Below are 16,528 nucleotides of genomic sequence, written 5' to 3' on the forward strand. Positions count from 1 at the left end.
CTTTTTTTAATTTGGTGCGGAAGGAGAGACTCGAACTCTCACGCCGTGAAGCACTGGAACCTAAATCCAGCGTGTCTACCAATTCCACCACTCCCGCTTGGAATGGCGAGCATTATAGGTTAATCAGTTTTAGGGTCAATAGTTTTTTTTCAAAATCACCTAAAAAATATGCCTAAATGCTCGCGGATACCCGTTTTAGAAGCGACGACCGTTCGCGTACTCGCCACGCTCGTAACGAATGGCCATTTCTTCCAAGTCAATTGTCTTAATACGAGACGCCTGACCTGCACAACCAAAGGCTTCATAACGATCGATACAAACTGCCTTCATAGCTTTGATACTTTCAGTCAAGTATTTACGTGGATCAAAGTTGCCTTTGTGCTCCGCCAAGCTACGGCGAATCGCGCCCGTTGCCGCCAAACGCAAATCCGTATCAATGTTTACCTTACGAACACCGTAGCGAATCGCTTTTACGATTTCTTCTACAGGTACGCCGTAAGTCTCTGGGATCTCACCACCAAACTCATTGATGATTTCCAACCAATCTTGTGGCACTGAAGACGAGCCATGCAACACGATATGAGTGTTTGGCAAGCGTTCCGCGATACGGTTAATACGCTCGATGTCCAAGATATCGCCAGTTGGTGGACGCGTGAACTTGTAGGCACCGTGGCTAGTACCAATGGCAACGGCCAAAGCATCAATACCGGTCGCTTCCACAAATTCGAAGGCTTCATCTGGGTCTGTTAGCATCTGGGAATGGTCAAGAATGCCTTCCGCACCCACGCCATCTTCTTCCCCAGCTTGGCCGGTTTCAAGTGATCCCAAACAACCTAATTCACCCTCAACAGACACACCACAAGCATGTGCAAACTCAACGGTACGACGAGTGACGTCAACATTGTAATCGTAGTCTGCTGGTGTTTTGCCGTCCGACTTCAAGGAGCCATCCATCATAACCGATGAAAAGCCAAGTTGGATCGAGCGCTGACAGATTGCTGGGCTCGTACCGTGATCCTGGTGCATGACTACCGGGATATGTGGGTAATCTTCAATCGCCGCTGCAATCAGGTGGCGAAGGAAGTGAGAGCCTGCATATTTACGCGCCCCTGCTGAGGCTTGCATGATCACTGGCGAGTTGACCTCGTCAGCGGCTTCCATGATCGCTTTGACCTGCTCCATGTTATTCACATTAAATGCAGGCAGTCCGTAATCATGCTCTGCAGCATGATCTAGCAGTTGACGCATACTTATTAAAGGCATAAAAGTTTCCTCTGACAATGAAGTATTTGGTGGTTAGCAGGCAAAGCCGTACGAATCACCCTGTGATTGTTATTCATGCGCATGTGTGTCACATGTGGCTTTCGCCTTATCGTTATATTGTCATTCTGTCTAATGACAGACCGGTCACTCTCTAAGTGTTAGTTATTATAGGGATGAGACGCTCATCTCCGTGACATCTCATCCTGCAGGGTTATCCCTGTCTTATTCAAGCATAAGCATTAAGCTTTACACTAATTTTGCGTGCATGACTCCAACATAGCAACAGCTGGAAGCACCTTTCCTTCAACAAATTCTAAGAAAGCACCACCACCAGTAGAAATGTAGGACACCTTATCCGCGATTTCGTACTTATCTACCGCGGCCAAGGTGTCACCACCACCGGCAATAGAGAAGCCATCACTGTTAGCAATCGCCATAGACAATGCTTTGGTGCCTTCACCAAACTGATCGAACTCAAACACACCGACAGGGCCGTTCCAAATGATCGTTTGCGCACTTTCTAACAAGCCAGCCAGCTTAGCCGCAGCTTTAGGGCCAATGTCCAAAATCATGTCATCAGGCGCAACATCTTTAGCATCTTTTACTGTTGCTGCTGCGTCTGCAGCGAACTCAGTGGCAACAACGACGTCTTCAGGCAAAGGAATACTGACCTTTTCCATCAAGGCTTTCGCTTGCGGGATCAAATCTTCTTCATAAAGAGATTTCCCCACTGGGAAGCCTGCAGCCGCTAGGAATGTATTGGCGATACCACCACCTACAATCAGTTGGTCCACTTTATCTGAAAGAGACTCCAATACCGTCAGCTTCGTTGAAACTTTTGAGCCACCTACGATTGCTGCCATTGGGCGAGCAGGTTTAGCCAAGGCTTTTTCAAGGGCTTCTAACTCGGCTGCTAGCAATGGTCCAGCACAGGCAACTGGCGCAAACTTACCCACACCATGGGTCGATGCTTGAGCACGGTGGGCAGTTCCAAACGCATCCATGACATAGATGTCACACAAGGCCGCCATTTTCTTAGAAAGGGCTTCGTCGTCTTTCTTTTCGCCTTTGTTGAAGCGAACGTTTTCGACTAAGACTAACTGGCCAGCAGCCACGTCGACGCCGTCTAGCCAATCTTTCACTAGGGGCACATCTTGGCCAAGTAAACCGGCCAAATGATCAGCCACCGGCTGCATCGAATACTGTTCTTCGTATTCGCCTTCCGTTGGACGGCCTAAATGGGACATCACAATCACTTTGGCACCCGCTTCCAACGCTAGCTTAAGTGTTGGCAACGCTGCACGGATGCGTGCGTCACTGGTTACTTTGCCTTCTTTTACCGGCACATTAAGGTCTTCACGAATCAACACGCGTTTGTTCGCAAGATCCAAATCGGTCATTTTAATTACGGTCATGCACGATTCCTCGTCGTTTTAAAATTGCTAGTGCTGCGCACCATCCACCAATAATTTTTGCCAATAGCAGGCCACGTCTAACATACGATTAGCGTAACCCCATTCGTTATCAAACCAACACAATAATTTAACCATATGACCATCCACCACTTGGGTCTGGGTGCCATCTACAATGACAGATCGAGGATCATGGTTAAAATCGACTGAGGCATGGGCCTCTTGGGTGTAGCCCAGCAGGTTCGCGTATTTTGAAGACGCCGCCACCTGCAGAGCCGTATTGACTTGTTCCACTGTCACAGGGTGTTCTGTTTGGATCACCATATCAATCACGGATACGTTCAAGGTCGGCACACGAATCGCGTTACAACCAATTTTACCCGCCAACTCTGGCATCAGACGGGCAATACCTCTGCCCAATCCCGTATTAACAGGAATAATGGAACTGATAGCCGACCGAGTCAGTCTCAGGTCATTGGTATGGTAAGCATCAATCACAGGCTGATCATTCATCGCCGAGTGAATCGTTTGAGTGGTGCCATGGACGACCCCAGCAAGGGACTGCAAGGTATCCAACACAGGGATCACACAGTTTGTGGTACAGGACGCCGCCGAAACAATCGTCTGTTCAGCGGTGACCTTAGATTCATTAAAACCATACACAATGGTGGCGTCTACTTCCGCATCGGCTGGTTGAGACAGTAATACACGGGGCACACCAGCATCCACAAAGCGTTGTACCTGCTCACGAGCAGAAAACGCCCCAGAACACTCCAACACTAGGTCAACATTCAGTTCTGCCCAATCAATGTCTTCAGGGGCTTTTGCGTTAGTACAAAAGATTTCGTCTTCACCGATCACTAGATTCTGACCACGTACGGAAACAGGCTTAGGAAACCGACCATGTGTAGTGTCGTATCGGGTGAGATAACTGATGGTTTCAATATCAGATAATTCGTTAATTGCGACCACATGCAAACGGTCTCGGAAGCCGTTTTCATAAATCGCACGCAGTACAGATCGACCAATTCGGCCGTAACCATTAATCGCTACTCGCAACATAGCCCTTCTATTCATGTTCTTACAACAAAAAAGAGGAGCTCAAACGCTCCTCCTTTTGCTGTGATGCCGTTAGGCTTCTAGCAGTTTACCTGCGGTTTCAACAACATTGTCTACCGTGAAGCCGAAGTGTTTCAGCAAGTCACCGCCTGGTGCAGATTCACCAAACGTACGCATGCCCACCATAGCGCCACCAAAACCAACATATTTGTACCAGTAATCCACATGCGCCGCTTCAATGGCAACACGCTTAGTGACACTGCTTGGCAAGACAGATTCTTTGTAGGCAGCATCTTGTGCATCAAACGCATCGGTAGATGGCATAGAGACAACGCGCACTTTAGTGCCTTTCTCCGCCAACACTTTTGCAGACTCAAGAGCCAATGATACTTCTGAACCAGTGGCGATCAAGATTAGCTCTGGTGTACCTTCGCAATCAGACAGCACGTAGCCACCTTTAGCGATGTCAGCAACTTGGGCCTCTGTACGCGCCAACGCAGGCAAACCTTGACGGCTGAAAACCAAAGACGTTGGACCATTGCGACGCTGAATACCCGCAGCCCAAGCCACCGCTGTTTCCGTTGCATCTGCTGGACGCCAAACGGACATATTAGGAGTCATACGTAGGTTAGCAAGCTGTTCAACTGGCTGGTGCGTTGGACCATCTTCACCTTGACCAATGGAGTCATGGGTGTAAACGAAGATATTTTGAATGCCCATCAAGGCAGACATGCGCACAGCGTTACGAGCGTATTCCATAAACATCATGAAAGTCGCGCCGTAGTTGATGAAGCCACCGTGCAAAGAAGCACCGTTCATAATACCGCTCATACCGAACTCACGCACACCGTAGAATACGTAGTTGCCGGCTGGATCTTCTTGGATACCTTTTGAACCAGACCATAGGGTCAAGTTAGAACCCGCCAAGTCAGCAGAGCCACCTAGTAATTCTGGAAGCATAGCGCCGAAAGTACCGATGGCGTTTTGTGACGCTTTACGGCTGGCGATGTTTTCGCCTTTTTCCTGACATTCTTTCACGTAGGCAGCCGCTTTTTCAGCAAAGTCTGCTGGCAATTCACCTTTGATCACACGACGTTCGAATTCTGTAGCAAGTTCTGGGTAAGCGGCCTTGTAGGCTTCAAATTGCGCTTCCCATGCAGATTGAGCCTCAGCACCTTTCGCTTTACCGTCCCAACCTTCGTATACGTCAGCAGGGATTTCAAATGGTGCATGGGGCCAACCTAGGAATTCACGTGCTGCGGCAATCTCTTCGTCACCCAATGGCGCACCGTGACAGTCGTGGGAGCCAGACTTGTTTGGAGAGCCAAAACCGATAATCGTTTTACAGCAAATCAATGTAGGTTTAGACGTTTCCGCTTTCGCGGCTTCAATTGCTGCTTTAATCGCTTCTGGATCATGACCATCAACACCTGAGATCACGTGCCAACCGTAGGACTCAAAGCGCTTAGCGGTGTCGTCAGTAAACCAACCTTCAACGTGACCGTCGATAGAGATGCCGTTGTCATCCCAGAACGCAACCAATTTACCAAGACCTAAAGTACCCGCTAAAGAACAGGCTTCATGGGAGATACCTTCCATCATACAGCCGTCACCAAGGAAGCAGTATGTGTTGTGGTCTACCACTGTGTGACCTTCACGGTTAAATTGCGCCGCCAAAGTTTTCTCTGCGATCGCCATACCTACAGCGTTACTGATACCTGCGCCCAATGGACCTGTAGTGGTTTCAACACCATCAGTGTAGCCGTACTCTGGGTGACCTGGGGTTTTAGAATGTAGCTGACGGAATTGCTTCAGGTCTTCGATTCCTAGATCGTAGCCAGATAGGTGAAGCAAAGAGTAAATCAACATGGAACCGTGACCGTTAGACAACACAAAGCGGTCACGATCAACCCACTTAGAGTTGCTCGGATTGTGTTTTAAAAAGTCATTCCAAAGCACTTCCGCAATATCGGCCATGCCCATTGGTGCACCTGGATGTCCTGATTTTGCTTTTTGAACGGCATCCATACTAAGAACGCGTATGGCATTGGCGAGTTGTTTACGAGACGGCATTGTTAATCCACTCCTGGTTACTGTACGAAATGTCATTTCATTTTCCATGCTATCTCTCTGCCATGCAACGACTCGGGGCATGATATGCCCAGTAATTAGGCAAAGAACATGAAATTGCACAAAGATGGTGGAGAGCATAACAAAAAAGCATCATAAACGCCCATCAAAACCGCCGTACTGCTTGAATTTTAGCCGCACCTAGTCCATTATTCGCACCACAGCGTCGATTTGTTTCGGCTTGCGGACGCTATATAAATTCAGCTAAACAGAAGCACAGAATGCCTGTTTAGCCCTTTAATCCAGCTAAGCGGGTTTTTTTATGCCTGTTTGGCTCTCTTGACGACCATTTGATAGAGGCACAAACATGTCAGAATATTCTCTATTTACTTCAGAATCCGTTTCTGAAGGCCATCCAGATAAAATCGCAGACCAAGTCTCCGACGCCATCCTAGATGCCATCCTTAAAGAAGACGCAGACGCTCGCGTTGCCTGTGAAACCCTTGTGAAAACAGGCATGGTTTTAGTGGCAGGAGAAGTCCGCACCAACGCTTGGGTCGACATCGAAGACATCGCCCGCGGTGTGATTCGTGAAATCGGCTACAACAGCTCAGACATGGGTTTTGACTGGGAATCTTGCGCCGTCCTAAATGCAATCGGTAAGCAGTCTGCAGACATCGCTGTGGGCGTTGACGAAGCAGACGAAAAAGAACTGGGTGCCGGTGACCAAGGCCTAATGTTCGGCTTCGCCACCAACGAAACCGATGTTCTCATGCCCGCTCCTGTGACTTACGCACACCGTTTGGTTCAACGCCAAGCAGAAGTTCGTAAAAACGGCACCTTAGATTTCCTTCGTCCAGATGCGAAAAGCCAAGTAACCTTCCGCTACGATGAGAATGGTAAGCCTTGTGCGATTGATGCCGTAGTATTGTCTACCCAGCACAGCGCTAACATTAAACAAGCGGATCTTCGTGAAGCGGTATTGGAAGAAATCATCAAGCCCGTACTTCCTGAAGAATGGCTATCAAAAGACACTAAATACTTTATCAACCCAACCGGCCAATTCATCATTGGTGGCCCTGTAGGGGACTGTGGTTTAACAGGTCGTAAGATCATCGTTGACACATACGGCGGCATGGCACGTCACGGTGGCGGTGCTTTCTCTGGTAAAGACCCATCCAAAGTAGACCGCTCAGCAGCCTATGCTGGTCGCTACGTGGCGAAAAACATTGTTGCTGCTGGCCTAGCGGACAAATGTGAGATCCAGGTGTCCTACGCTATCGGTGTTGCTGAGCCAACGTCCATCAGCATCAACACCTTTGGCACTGGCAAGGTGAGCGATGACATCATCTCTCAATTGGTTCGCGAGCACTTTGAATTGCGCCCAGCTGGCTTAATCAAGATGCTAGACCTTAAACGTCCAATCTACCTGCCAACGGCTGCATACGGACACTTTGGTCGTGAAGGGGATAACTTTACTTGGGAGCGCACGGATAAAGCCGACGCACTTCGTAAAGCCGCTGGTTTATAATTAGCTCGTTTTCCGTTATAAAAGCCCTCTCAATAGAGGGCTTTTTCATTTATGCGCATTCCACGAATATTCGTCGACCTACCACTGTCAGAACACACACTGTTTGACTTACCAGATGGTGCTTTCCAACATTGCTGTAAAGTGCTTCGACTCAAGGATGAACATCCCGTAATAGTGTTTGATGGGGCCGGTGGACAATATCGAGCCCACCTAACCAATGTTCAAAAACGCAGCGCCCAATTGGCAGTAGAGACGTTTGAAGAATTAACCAATGAATCCCCCCTACAAGTGACCATTGGCCAATCCATTTCCCGGGGGGAGCGCATGGACTATGCGGTACAAAAAGCGGTGGAAGCCGGAGTCTTCAAGATCCAGCCCCTATTCAGCGAACGGTGTGAGGTCAAACTTAACGATGCTCGCATAGAAAAGCGCGTGCAACATTGGCAACAGGTTGCTATTAGCGCAGCGGAACAATGCGGCCGAGGAATCGTGCCTGAAGTCGCCATGCCTATGCCATTAGCTAACTGGTTGCAGACCTGTGACAATATGTTGAAATTAACCCTTCATCATCACAGTGCGCGGCCAATACGAGAATACACCCTGCCTGAGTCCAAACAAGTGGCCCTTTTAATTGGCCCAGAAGGTGGCCTAACCGAGCAGGAAGTTAATCGCGCCCAAGAGGCAGAATTTCGAGCTATCGCTCTAGGTCCGAGAGTACTTAGAACCGAAACGGCTCCCGTTGTTGCCCTGACTGCATTGAACTTGCTTTGGGGCGACATCTAGACATTTACAATTTATTACATAAAACATCACTTAACCCGTACATAAACCGCCCCTTGGTTAACACTAACTCTACACACCGTGCAGCATTTTGTCATACGATGGAGGGACTTAGGATGAAAACGCAACACACTTACAGGTAAACAAAGTCATGATGCGACGCAAACAACTAGTGAGCAGTCTAGTATTAGCCTCTTCACTGGCTGCCTTTCCAGCGTTAGGGATCACGCTAGAAGAAGCAACCTACATTGCTATCGAAAATAGCCCTGAAGTTCGACAAGCTTTAGCAAGTTACCGTGAAGGCATAGAGAATACCGAAATCACTCGCCGTGGCGGCTTGTATCCGTCTATTGATTTGTCAGCAGGTCTAGGGCACGAAACCACCTATGACTACCAAGACTCAGGTGAAGATGTGGGGTTAACGCGCCGCGAACTGTCTTTAAGTCTTACCCAACCTATTTTTGATGGCTTCATGTCTAAGTTCGACACTCAACGTCTAACAGAAGAAACCGAGGCCAGCCGCTGGGGTGCGTTGATCGCCGTAGAAAATACCGCCCTAGACGTAGCCGAAGCCTATGCCAACGTATTGCGTCATCGTGAACTCGTGGATTTAGCCAACATTAACCAACAAACCCACGAGCGCATTTACGATCAGATCAAACTCAAAAGTGATGCAGGCGTGGGTCGTCAATCAGATCTTAGCCAAATCACAGCGCGACTAGCAAAGGCCAATGCCAATCGCCTTTCAGCTATTAACAATCTACAAGATGCGGAATCCACTTACAAAAAAGTAGTGGGTGAACTGCCACCGGAAGAAATGATCTATCCAGTGCCGGATCGCGACCTGATTCCAAGTTCCATGGAAGAAGCCGTTGCCGATGCGATGAAGTACAACCCCGCTATCGAAGCCGCCCGATGGGACGTGAAAGCTACCGAAAGCTTCATTAGCGCAACCGATTCCAACAAGTACCCAGAAGTTAACTTCCTACTTGAGCGCACATTTAACAACAATATTGATGGCGATGAAGGTCCTTCTGAAGACCTAACCGCAATGTTTCGTATGACCTACAACCTCTACGGTGGCAACACAGATAAGCGCCGTAAAGAAGTGGCCGTCCAGCAAAATGTTCAGGCTTCGGAAATTCAGCGTAACACCGCCCGCGAGACAGAGCTATCCGTGCGCCTTGCTTGGTCTGCCTATGAAGCCTCTTTGGGCTCTAAAGAGTATCTACGGGAATACGTCATCGCCACCAAAGAATCGCAAATCGCCTACGACAAGCAATTCCGTCTTGGTCGTCGTACCTTGCTAGACGTACTCGACAGCGAAAACGAGCTGTTTACTGCGCGCCAAGACTACGTAAACGCGGACTATGATGAACTCTTTTCTGAGTTCCGACTGTTCAATGCCAAAGGCGAGTTAATGCGCGCCTTCCGTATTTACCGCCCACCTGTACTTGGTTTTGCTGATGCTTTTGAAGAAGATGAAACGCCACCACGAGGCGCTTCCGCTATTGATGAATTAAAACAAGCGGAGACACAGATTCAAGCACCAGCGACAACAGAACCACAAAGTGCGCCGGCCCAATCTCCTGCAACAGACACAACCTCGGATGAAGACAGCTTATTCCTTGATGCTACTGAGGAAGGTCGCAGTTGGTAAAAGCGATGCCCTTGTTGTTTCCTGTATTGATAGCTTTAGTTTGGGCTGGCATGACACCAGCCCAAGCCGAGTCCCTGTTTGGCGATCGAATTACCAAGCAACAACTGCAAGACAATGATGAAGACGGTGTCATTAATGCACGGGATCTGTGCCCCAACACGCCACAGGGTGCCCGCGTGGACAACGACGGCTGTCATGAAGTCACCACAAAGCTGTTATCGGTGGAAATGAACGTCCTGTTTGACTCAGGTCGCTTTGACGTCAAACCCCTGTATTTCTCTGAAATCAAAAAAGTCGCAGACTTTTTACGATCTCAACCCAACAGCTCCGTAGTCATTGAAGGCCATACGGATGACGTGGGTAACGATGAATACAACCTTAACCTGTCACAAAACCGTGCCGACGCCATCGCTAACGTCCTGATTAACAATTTCCGCATTGCGGCCTCCCGCGTGGAAGCCATTGGCTATGGTGAAACACGCCCCATCGCCAGCAACAGCACCACCTCAGGACAAGCCCGTAACCGCCGGGTTGTAGCAGAAGTCTTTGCAAATTCGGTAAGAGACGTGGAGCGCTGGACCATATACAGCGTGGACTAGGTACGCAAACTTTTCGCGCCCTCTCCCTTATTTTTCCTTCGCTGAGTCCTTATACTGCTATACCATCCCTATTAAAATTTAGGCTTTATACTTAATTCAAAGCCACCACAGGAATCGATTCAGATGACCATTAAACTCGGCATTGTCATGGACCCTATCCAGTCCATCACCTACAAAAAAGACACGTCTCTGGCCATGCTCTGGGCTGCGGCAGAAAAAGGCTGGTCACTCCACTACATGGAACTAAAAGATATGTTCCTAGACCAAGGCAAAGCCTTTGCCATGACCAAGCCTTTATCCGTTTTCAAAGATCCAGAACATTTCTATGAACTCGGCGAAGAAGCGCCAATGGCCCTAGGAGACTTGGATGTCATCCTAATGCGCAAAGATCCGCCATTTGATAGCGAATTCATGTACAGCACCATGATCCTTGCCCAAGCCCAACGTGATGGCGCCATGGTAGTGAATGATCCAAATGCTCTGCTTGAATGCAATGAGAAGCTGTTTGCCACACGTTTCCCTCAATGCGGACCCAACGTACTAGTGACACGCCGCGCAGACTTACTAAAAGCCTTCCACAAAGAGCACAAAGACGTCATCTTTAAACCATTGGATGGCATGGGTGGCAGCTCCATCTTCCGCATTAAAGAAGACGACCCTAACGTTAGCGTTATCATCGAAACCCTAACCCAAATGGGCAACGAACAAATCATGGCGCAAAAGTTTATCCCAGAGATCAAAGATGGGGACAAGCGTATTCTGATCGTAGACGGTAAGCCTATTCCTTATGGTTTAGCACGCATTCCGGCCTCTGGCGAAACTCGTGGCAACTTAGCCGCAGGGGGACGTGGCGAAGGCCGTCCACTGACTGAGCGAGACCTTTGGATCTGTGACCAAGTGATTCCAACTTTGAAAGAAAAAGGGCTAATGTTCGTAGGGCTCGACGTGATCGGCGATTACCTAACCGAAATCAACGTCACCAGTCCAACCTGTGTCCGTGAACTCGATAACCAATACGGTCTAAACATTGCCATGACACTGATGGATGCAATCGAGGCTCGCCTGCAAGGCAACTAACCTCCATGCGCGTAGCTGACCGTTTTTCCATTACATTGTTTATCGCCATCAGCTTACACCTGATGGCGATAACCTTGGTTAACTTTGACTTCTTGTCAGAGCGGCCAGCAGCGCGCAAAACCCTTGAGGTGACACTGGTTCAACACCGATCAACACCTCCTAAAGAAGCTGACTTCATCGCCCAAGCTGACCAACAAGCAAGCGGAACGGAGCTGCACAAACAAAAGCTCACGACGACCGAAACAGCCCAATTTCGTGCCGATGATATTCAAGAAATGACGCCTCCGGTGCAACCACAGCTAGCATCCGCAGAGCCCGTTGAAGATCCCCACCTGATTTCAAGTCGTAACCAATCTGACGTATTCCGCGTATTAGAAGAGCCAGAGCAGCAAAACAAAACTCTGGAAGAGCGCTTCCTAGGGGAAACTCAAGTACCAAGCCGCCTGTCCTCGGACATCGCCACCCTAGAAGCCCTACTGGACCAGCAGCGCCAAGCCTATGCTAAGCGCCCTCGCATCCGACGCCTGACCTCCGTATCAGCTAAATCTGCGGTGGACGCCCGCTACCTAGACGATTGGCGGCGACGCATTGAGCGCATTGGTAACATTCACTACCCTGCTGAAGCCAAGCAGCGACACTTATACGGTCAACTACGTTTAGCCGTCTCAGTTTTGCCGAACGGGTACGTGAAAGACATTGAAGTCCTGCACTCATCTGGCTTCAGAGTGTTAGATGATGCCGCCATGCGTATTGTACGCTTGGCTGAACCATTTGATTCTTTTCCTACGGAACTAAAATCCGAAGTCGATCAGTTAGAAATTATCCGCACCTGGCAATTTGTCCCTGGCAACCAACTTCGCAGCCAATAATTCCTTAACGACCGTCTGTCAGTAGATAGGCTAACAGGCACAAAAAAGCCCTCACATGGAGGGCTTCTTTTAATCGTTTGACCTAGGGAAAGACTTAGTGGAACTCTGCTTCACCCATAGCCGCACGAATCTTTTTCATAGCATTCTTTTCAAGCTGACGAATACGCTCAGCAGAAACACCATACTCAGCAGCCAAATCATGCAAAGTGGCTTTTTGCTCGTTCAACCAACGACGAATCAGGATATCACGACTACGATCGTCCAGATCTAGCATGGCTTCTTCTAGACGGCGGTTAGAGTCTGCTTCCCAGTTGCCATGCTCAAGCATAGAAGCTGGGTCATAACGGGCGTCTTCTAAGAAGTTAGCAGGCGCTTGATAAGCACTGTCATCGTCATCGTCCGAGAAGGCATCAAACGCCATATCAGAAGAGCTCATACGGCCTTCCATCTGGCGCACAACTTCAGGCGTTACACCCAAGTCTTCTGCCACTGACTGTACTTCCGAGTTGCTCAACCAAGTCAAAGACTTCTTCGCACTACGTAAATTGAAAAACATCTTACGCTGGGCTTTTGTGGTCGCGACTTTCACGATACGCCAGTTTTTCAAAATAAATTCGTGGATTTCAGCCTTGATCCAATGCACAGCAAAGGACACCAGACGAACACCCACTTCGGGGTTAAACCGTTTTACAGCCTTCATTAGGCCGACGTTACCCTCTTGGATCAAATCCCCTTGATTCAACCCGTAACCAGAATAGCTTTTCGCAATATGAACGACGAAACGCAGGTGAGACATAACCAACGAACGGGCCGCTTCAAGGTCGCCTTGATAGTAAAGACGCTCTGCTAGTTCGTTTTCTTCTTCTGCTGACAAAATTGGAATGGTACCAACGGCCTGCATATATGACTCAAGGTTTTGACCCGGTGTCATCATGTCGATTGGCTGGAGAGCTTTACCCATTTCTATTTCACCTCTTAGTGTTCGTACTGAGTATGAACACATACTAGCAACAAAGTTAACACGGTATGTGCCGCAAATGTGGATAATAAAGGGGCATTCGTAAATCCAAACACCGTTTTCATCCGCAATTATTGCAGCTCTATATCTCTGATATGACGGCTCACGGCAACCCAAGAACCTACCACACCAATAGTAGCGCTAATAGTTAAACACATAATAATTTCACCTGCATTAAAACTTTGCAGTTCGAAACCCGCATGATACAGCTCAACTAATCGCTCCGCGGGCGCGCTGACCCACCAAGTCAGCAACAAGATACAAACTGTAGCAAGCACACCCCCAATCACCCCAAACCAAAACCCCATGTACAGGAATGGTCGGCGAATATAGCGATTGGTTGCTCCCACTAATTTCATCACCAAGACTTCATCACGGCGACTTTCCACGGCGGTGCGTATGGTGTTCCCCACAATCAGTAACACAGCCATCACCAATAATGCTGAGATGGCGTACACGAAGCGCTTACCGAAATTCAGAATGGTCGCCAAACGCTGCAACCATTCTGCGTCTAACTCGGCGTATTCCACCTGAGGCAGATCTTGTAGCTGATCGCGAAGTGTTTGTAGGGCTGGTAAGGTTTCTAGATCCACCAATGCCTTAGGAATCACCTTTAACACAATCGGCAAGGGGTTTTCTGGCAAGGCAGACAACACTTGTTCGTAGCCGCTGGACTGCTCGAAATAACGCAGTCCTTCTTCCTTGGAAATGTACTCCACAGAATCCACGTCGGCCCGGCCGGATAACTGATGGGATAAAGATAGAGCTTCCGTATCCTCCTGATTAGGGAAAAGATACAAGGTGATGACTGACTGCTGCTCCCAGCGGTCGGTCACTGACTGGACGTTCTTTAACAAAACGAAAAGTCCACCAGGCAAAGACAGGGAAATAGCAATCACCAGAACTGTCATAAAGCTCGCCAATGGGTAACCCAACAATCGGCTAAAGCTTTCCATTAAAACCGCTTGGTGGTTACGCATATAGCGGCCTAAATTGAAGCTCTCGGCTCCTGACCAAAGGCTTTTACGGGTCGATGTGTGCTGTTGGCGGGTCGCACCACGGCGCGTTGGGGGTGTCGGCTTTGCCATTAAGCAAACCCTCCATCGTTTACCATTCGACCTTGATTCAAGGTCAATACCCGATGGCGCATACGAGCCACTAACGCCAAGTCGTGACTGGCCACCAATACGGTGACGCCGACACGATTAAACTCTTGGAACAGATTCATGATTTCAGACGATAACCTAGGGTCTAGGTTACCCGTAGGCTCATCCGCCAATAATAGTTGCGGCTTATTAACCACTGCTCGGGCAATACCAATACGCTGCTGCTCACCGCCGGATAGAGCCATTGGGTTAAGTTTTTCTTTTCCCAATAAGCCCACTTTATCCAATGCTGCACGCACACGCTTACCGGTTTGATCAGGGTCAGCGCCACTGACTTGTAAAGGCAAAGCCACATTATGGAAGACACTACGATCAAACAGCAGTTGGTGGTTTTGAAACACCACCCCAACTCGACGTCTATGGTATGGAATCGCCTGTTTGCCTAGGGTGCGCAAGTCCACACCATCCACTAGGATTTTCCCATAGCTCTGGCGTTCAATCATCATAATGAGTTTCATCAAGGTACTCTTACCTGCACCCGAGTGCCCAGTCAAAAACGCCATTTCTCCTTGGCGTAAATGAAAGTTCACCTGCGACAAAGCTTCTTGGCCAGTGTCGTACTTTTTACCTACTTGTTGAAACTCAATTTCCACACAAACTTCCCGTTTTCAGTGTTAGTGGTTAACTGTTACTCACTATCGAACAAGGCGTCAACAAATTCTTGGGATTTGAACGGACGCAGATCATCCACTTGTTCACCCACTCCGATGTAGCGAATTGGTAGACCAAACTGTTTCGCAATGGCGAAGATAATGCCACCTTTTGCGGTACCATCCAGCTTGGTTAACGTAATACCTGACACACCAACGGCTTCGGTGAAGAGCTTGGCTTGGCTCAAGGCGTTTTGTCCGGTGCCTGCATCCAGCACCAACATCACTTCATGGGGCGCTTCCACATCTAGCTTCTTCATAACTCGAACCACTTTCTCAAGTTCGCTCATGAGGTTCGCTTTATTTTGCAAACGACCTGCGGTGTCAGCAATCACCACATCTACCCCACGGGCTTTAGCGGATTCGATGGCATCGTAAATCACTGACGCAGAATCAGCACCGGTATGTTGTGCGACAACAGGAACATTGTTACGTTCCCCCCAGACTTGGAGCTGCTCCACTGCAGCAGCACGGAAGGTATCTCCGGCCGCCAACATCACACTCTTACCATCCGCTTGATATTTCTTCGCTAATTTACCAATGGTAGTGGTTTTACCCACCCCATTAACCCCAACCATCAGGATCACAAACGGGCCATCAGCCTTAGTTGGATTCAGCTCCTGCTCGGAGTTACGAAGAATGTGGTTAAGCTCATCCTTTAGCGTCGCCAATACCCCAGGGCCATCTTTCAACTCTTTACGGTTCAACTTCTCTGTCAATGTCCCCATTAGCTCTGTGGTAGCGTCCATCCCCACATCCGCCATAAGAAGCTGAGTTTCGAGCTCTTCTAGCAGGTCATCATCGATTTTCTTGCTGCCCAATACGATGCTAGACAACCCCGATCCAAGACCATTTCGTGTACGAGATAACCCAGCCTTAATACGCTGGGACCAAGATAAGCTAGGTGCCGCTGGCGTTTGTTCCAAAGGAGCAGGCTCAGTGGCCTTTGGCTCAGGGTTAAGGGCTGGCTCAGGCTTAACCTCTGTTTCCACCGGCTCAGGGGGATCAACTTGAGCTGACTGGGCTTCTGCAACGTCAGCCTTGTTGTCCTTAGAGGCAGGAGATAGGGGTTCTTCTGTCTGTTCTACTTCGTTTACGGAAGACTCTTCTGGCGTCTTGTCTTTGCCAGCTTTGATGTCCGCATCCATCCCCTTTATCACTTTGCGTTTTATCACAAACGCAATAATGGCCAAGATGGCACCGATAACGATCGGAGCAAAACGCGCGTACTCGCCGAAATACGGCGTTAGGTAAGCAATAATCTGGTTAACAAATTCCATTCACATCTCTCTAGATCTGCCCCGTTTAAGGGGATATGGGCAACAGCACCTACTCTCAAAACCTGCGTAAATGCCTTAAAAGCGGTGATTTTAG

14 protein-coding genes and 1 tRNA gene are annotated in these 16,528 nt (G+C 48.8%); 6 read left to right on the forward strand and 9 right to left on the reverse strand.

Annotated features, from left to right (window positions below; translation table 11 throughout):
- Positions 1 to 12: 12 nt before the first annotated feature.
- From ACFQ45_RS05480 to tkt, 5 genes are all read right to left on the reverse strand, one after another.
- Positions 13 to 97 (reverse strand) — tRNA-Leu (locus tag ACFQ45_RS05480).
- A 98-nt stretch (positions 98 to 195) separates the two neighbouring features.
- A complete protein-coding gene (gene fba / locus ACFQ45_RS05485) occupies positions 196 to 1,263 on the reverse strand; it encodes a class II fructose-bisphosphate aldolase (RefSeq protein WP_377365980.1) in 1,068 nt (355 codons plus the stop codon).
- Positions 1,264 to 1,514: 251 nt separating this feature from the next.
- The gene (locus ACFQ45_RS05490; RefSeq protein WP_377365981.1) at positions 1,515 to 2,678 is read right to left on the reverse strand and encodes a phosphoglycerate kinase; all 1,164 of its coding nucleotides are present in this window, start codon (positions 2,676 to 2,678) and stop codon (positions 1,515 to 1,517) included.
- A 27-nt stretch (positions 2,679 to 2,705) separates the two neighbouring features.
- Positions 2,706 to 3,737: a type I glyceraldehyde-3-phosphate dehydrogenase gene (locus ACFQ45_RS05495; protein WP_377365982.1), complete on the reverse strand. Its 1,032-nt coding sequence runs from the start codon at positions 3,735 to 3,737 to the stop codon at positions 2,706 to 2,708.
- A gap of 69 nt (positions 3,738 to 3,806) precedes the next feature.
- On the reverse strand, positions 3,807 to 5,807 hold the full coding sequence (gene tkt, locus ACFQ45_RS05500; RefSeq protein ID WP_377365983.1) for a transketolase: 2,001 nt from the start codon (positions 5,805 to 5,807) through the stop codon (positions 3,807 to 3,809).
- A gap of 364 nt (positions 5,808 to 6,171) precedes the next feature.
- Here tkt and metK point away from each other — a divergent pair, with 364 nt between their 5' ends.
- From metK to ACFQ45_RS05530, 6 genes are all read left to right on the forward strand, one after another.
- Positions 6,172 to 7,335 (forward strand): methionine adenosyltransferase, encoded by a 1,164-nt coding sequence (gene metK / locus ACFQ45_RS05505; protein WP_377365984.1) that lies wholly within the window; start codon positions 6,172 to 6,174, stop codon positions 7,333 to 7,335.
- 51 nt (positions 7,336 to 7,386) lie between these two features.
- On the forward strand, positions 7,387 to 8,118 hold the full coding sequence (locus ACFQ45_RS05510; protein ID WP_377365985.1) for a 16S rRNA (uracil(1498)-N(3))-methyltransferase: 732 nt from the start codon (positions 7,387 to 7,389) through the stop codon (positions 8,116 to 8,118).
- A gap of 148 nt (positions 8,119 to 8,266) precedes the next feature.
- The gene (locus tag ACFQ45_RS05515) at positions 8,267 to 9,775 is read left to right on the forward strand and encodes a TolC family outer membrane protein (RefSeq protein WP_377365986.1); all 1,509 of its coding nucleotides are present in this window, start codon (positions 8,267 to 8,269) and stop codon (positions 9,773 to 9,775) included.
- A 5-nt stretch (positions 9,776 to 9,780) separates the two neighbouring features.
- Positions 9,781 to 10,374, forward strand: a complete 594-nt coding sequence (locus ACFQ45_RS05520; protein ID WP_377365987.1) for an OmpA family protein — start codon at positions 9,781 to 9,783, stop codon at positions 10,372 to 10,374.
- Positions 10,375 to 10,497: 123 nt separating this feature from the next.
- Positions 10,498 to 11,451, forward strand: coding sequence for a glutathione synthase (gene gshB, locus ACFQ45_RS05525; protein ID WP_377365988.1), 954 nt, complete (start codon positions 10,498 to 10,500; stop codon positions 11,449 to 11,451).
- A 5-nt stretch (positions 11,452 to 11,456) separates the two neighbouring features.
- On the forward strand, positions 11,457 to 12,320 hold the full coding sequence (locus ACFQ45_RS05530; RefSeq protein ID WP_377365989.1) for an energy transducer TonB: 864 nt from the start codon (positions 11,457 to 11,459) through the stop codon (positions 12,318 to 12,320).
- A 94-nt stretch (positions 12,321 to 12,414) separates the two neighbouring features.
- Here the strand turns inward: ACFQ45_RS05530 and rpoH are convergent, their stop codons facing one another.
- The 4 genes from rpoH to ftsY form a co-directional block, all read right to left on the reverse strand.
- Positions 12,415 to 13,281 carry an RNA polymerase sigma factor RpoH gene (gene rpoH / locus ACFQ45_RS05535; protein WP_377365990.1) on the reverse strand — a complete coding sequence of 289 codons (867 nt, stop codon included), beginning with the start codon at positions 13,279 to 13,281 and terminating at the stop codon, positions 12,415 to 12,417.
- Between the two features lie 128 nt (positions 13,282 to 13,409).
- The gene (gene ftsX / locus ACFQ45_RS05540) at positions 13,410 to 14,426 is read right to left on the reverse strand and encodes a permease-like cell division protein FtsX (protein ID WP_377365991.1); all 1,017 of its coding nucleotides are present in this window, start codon (positions 14,424 to 14,426) and stop codon (positions 13,410 to 13,412) included.
- Positions 14,426 to 15,097, reverse strand: coding sequence for a cell division ATP-binding protein FtsE (ftsE, locus tag ACFQ45_RS05545; RefSeq protein ID WP_377365992.1), 672 nt, complete (start codon positions 15,095 to 15,097; stop codon positions 14,426 to 14,428). Before ftsE ends, ftsX begins: the two co-directional genes overlap by 1 nt.
- 35 nt (positions 15,098 to 15,132) lie before the next feature.
- Entirely contained in the window at positions 15,133 to 16,434 is a 1,302-nt protein-coding gene (ftsY, locus tag ACFQ45_RS05550) for a signal recognition particle-docking protein FtsY (protein ID WP_377365993.1), read from the reverse strand.
- Between the last annotated feature and the right edge of the window lie 94 nt (positions 16,435 to 16,528).

Origin of the sequence: Rhodanobacter aciditrophus (assembly GCF_042679525.1) — a bacterium.
GTDB classification, from domain to species: Bacteria; Pseudomonadota; Gammaproteobacteria; order Pseudomonadales; family Marinomonadaceae; genus Marinomonas; species Marinomonas aciditrophus.

Coding starts and splice junctions, on each gene's coding strand:
- fba (WP_377365980.1), bottom strand. CDS start 1,263: ATGCCTTTAATAAGTATGCGTCAACTGCTAGATCATGCTGCAGAGCAT.
- ACFQ45_RS05490 (WP_377365981.1), bottom strand. CDS start 2,678: ATGACCGTAATTAAAATGACCGATTTGGATCTTGCGAACAAACGCGTG.
- ACFQ45_RS05495 (WP_377365982.1), bottom strand. CDS start 3,737: ATGTTGCGAGTAGCGATTAATGGTTACGGCCGAATTGGTCGATCTGTA.
- tkt (WP_377365983.1), bottom strand. CDS start 5,807: ATGCCGTCTCGTAAACAACTCGCCAATGCCATACGCGTTCTTAGTATG.
- metK (WP_377365984.1), top strand. CDS start 6,172: ATGTCAGAATATTCTCTATTTACTTCAGAATCCGTTTCTGAAGGCCAT.
- ACFQ45_RS05510 (WP_377365985.1), top strand. CDS start 7,387: ATGCGCATTCCACGAATATTCGTCGACCTACCACTGTCAGAACACACA.
- ACFQ45_RS05515 (WP_377365986.1), top strand. CDS start 8,267: ATGATGCGACGCAAACAACTAGTGAGCAGTCTAGTATTAGCCTCTTCA.
- ACFQ45_RS05520 (WP_377365987.1), top strand. CDS start 9,781: ATGCCCTTGTTGTTTCCTGTATTGATAGCTTTAGTTTGGGCTGGCATG.
- gshB (WP_377365988.1), top strand. CDS start 10,498: ATGACCATTAAACTCGGCATTGTCATGGACCCTATCCAGTCCATCACC.
- ACFQ45_RS05530 (WP_377365989.1), top strand. CDS start 11,457: ATGCGCGTAGCTGACCGTTTTTCCATTACATTGTTTATCGCCATCAGC.
- rpoH (WP_377365990.1), bottom strand. CDS start 13,281: ATGGGTAAAGCTCTCCAGCCAATCGACATGATGACACCGGGTCAAAAC.
- ftsX (WP_377365991.1), bottom strand. CDS start 14,426: ATGGCAAAGCCGACACCCCCAACGCGCCGTGGTGCGACCCGCCAACAG.
- ftsY (WP_377365993.1), bottom strand. CDS start 16,434: ATGGAATTTGTTAACCAGATTATTGCTTACCTAACGCCGTATTTCGGC.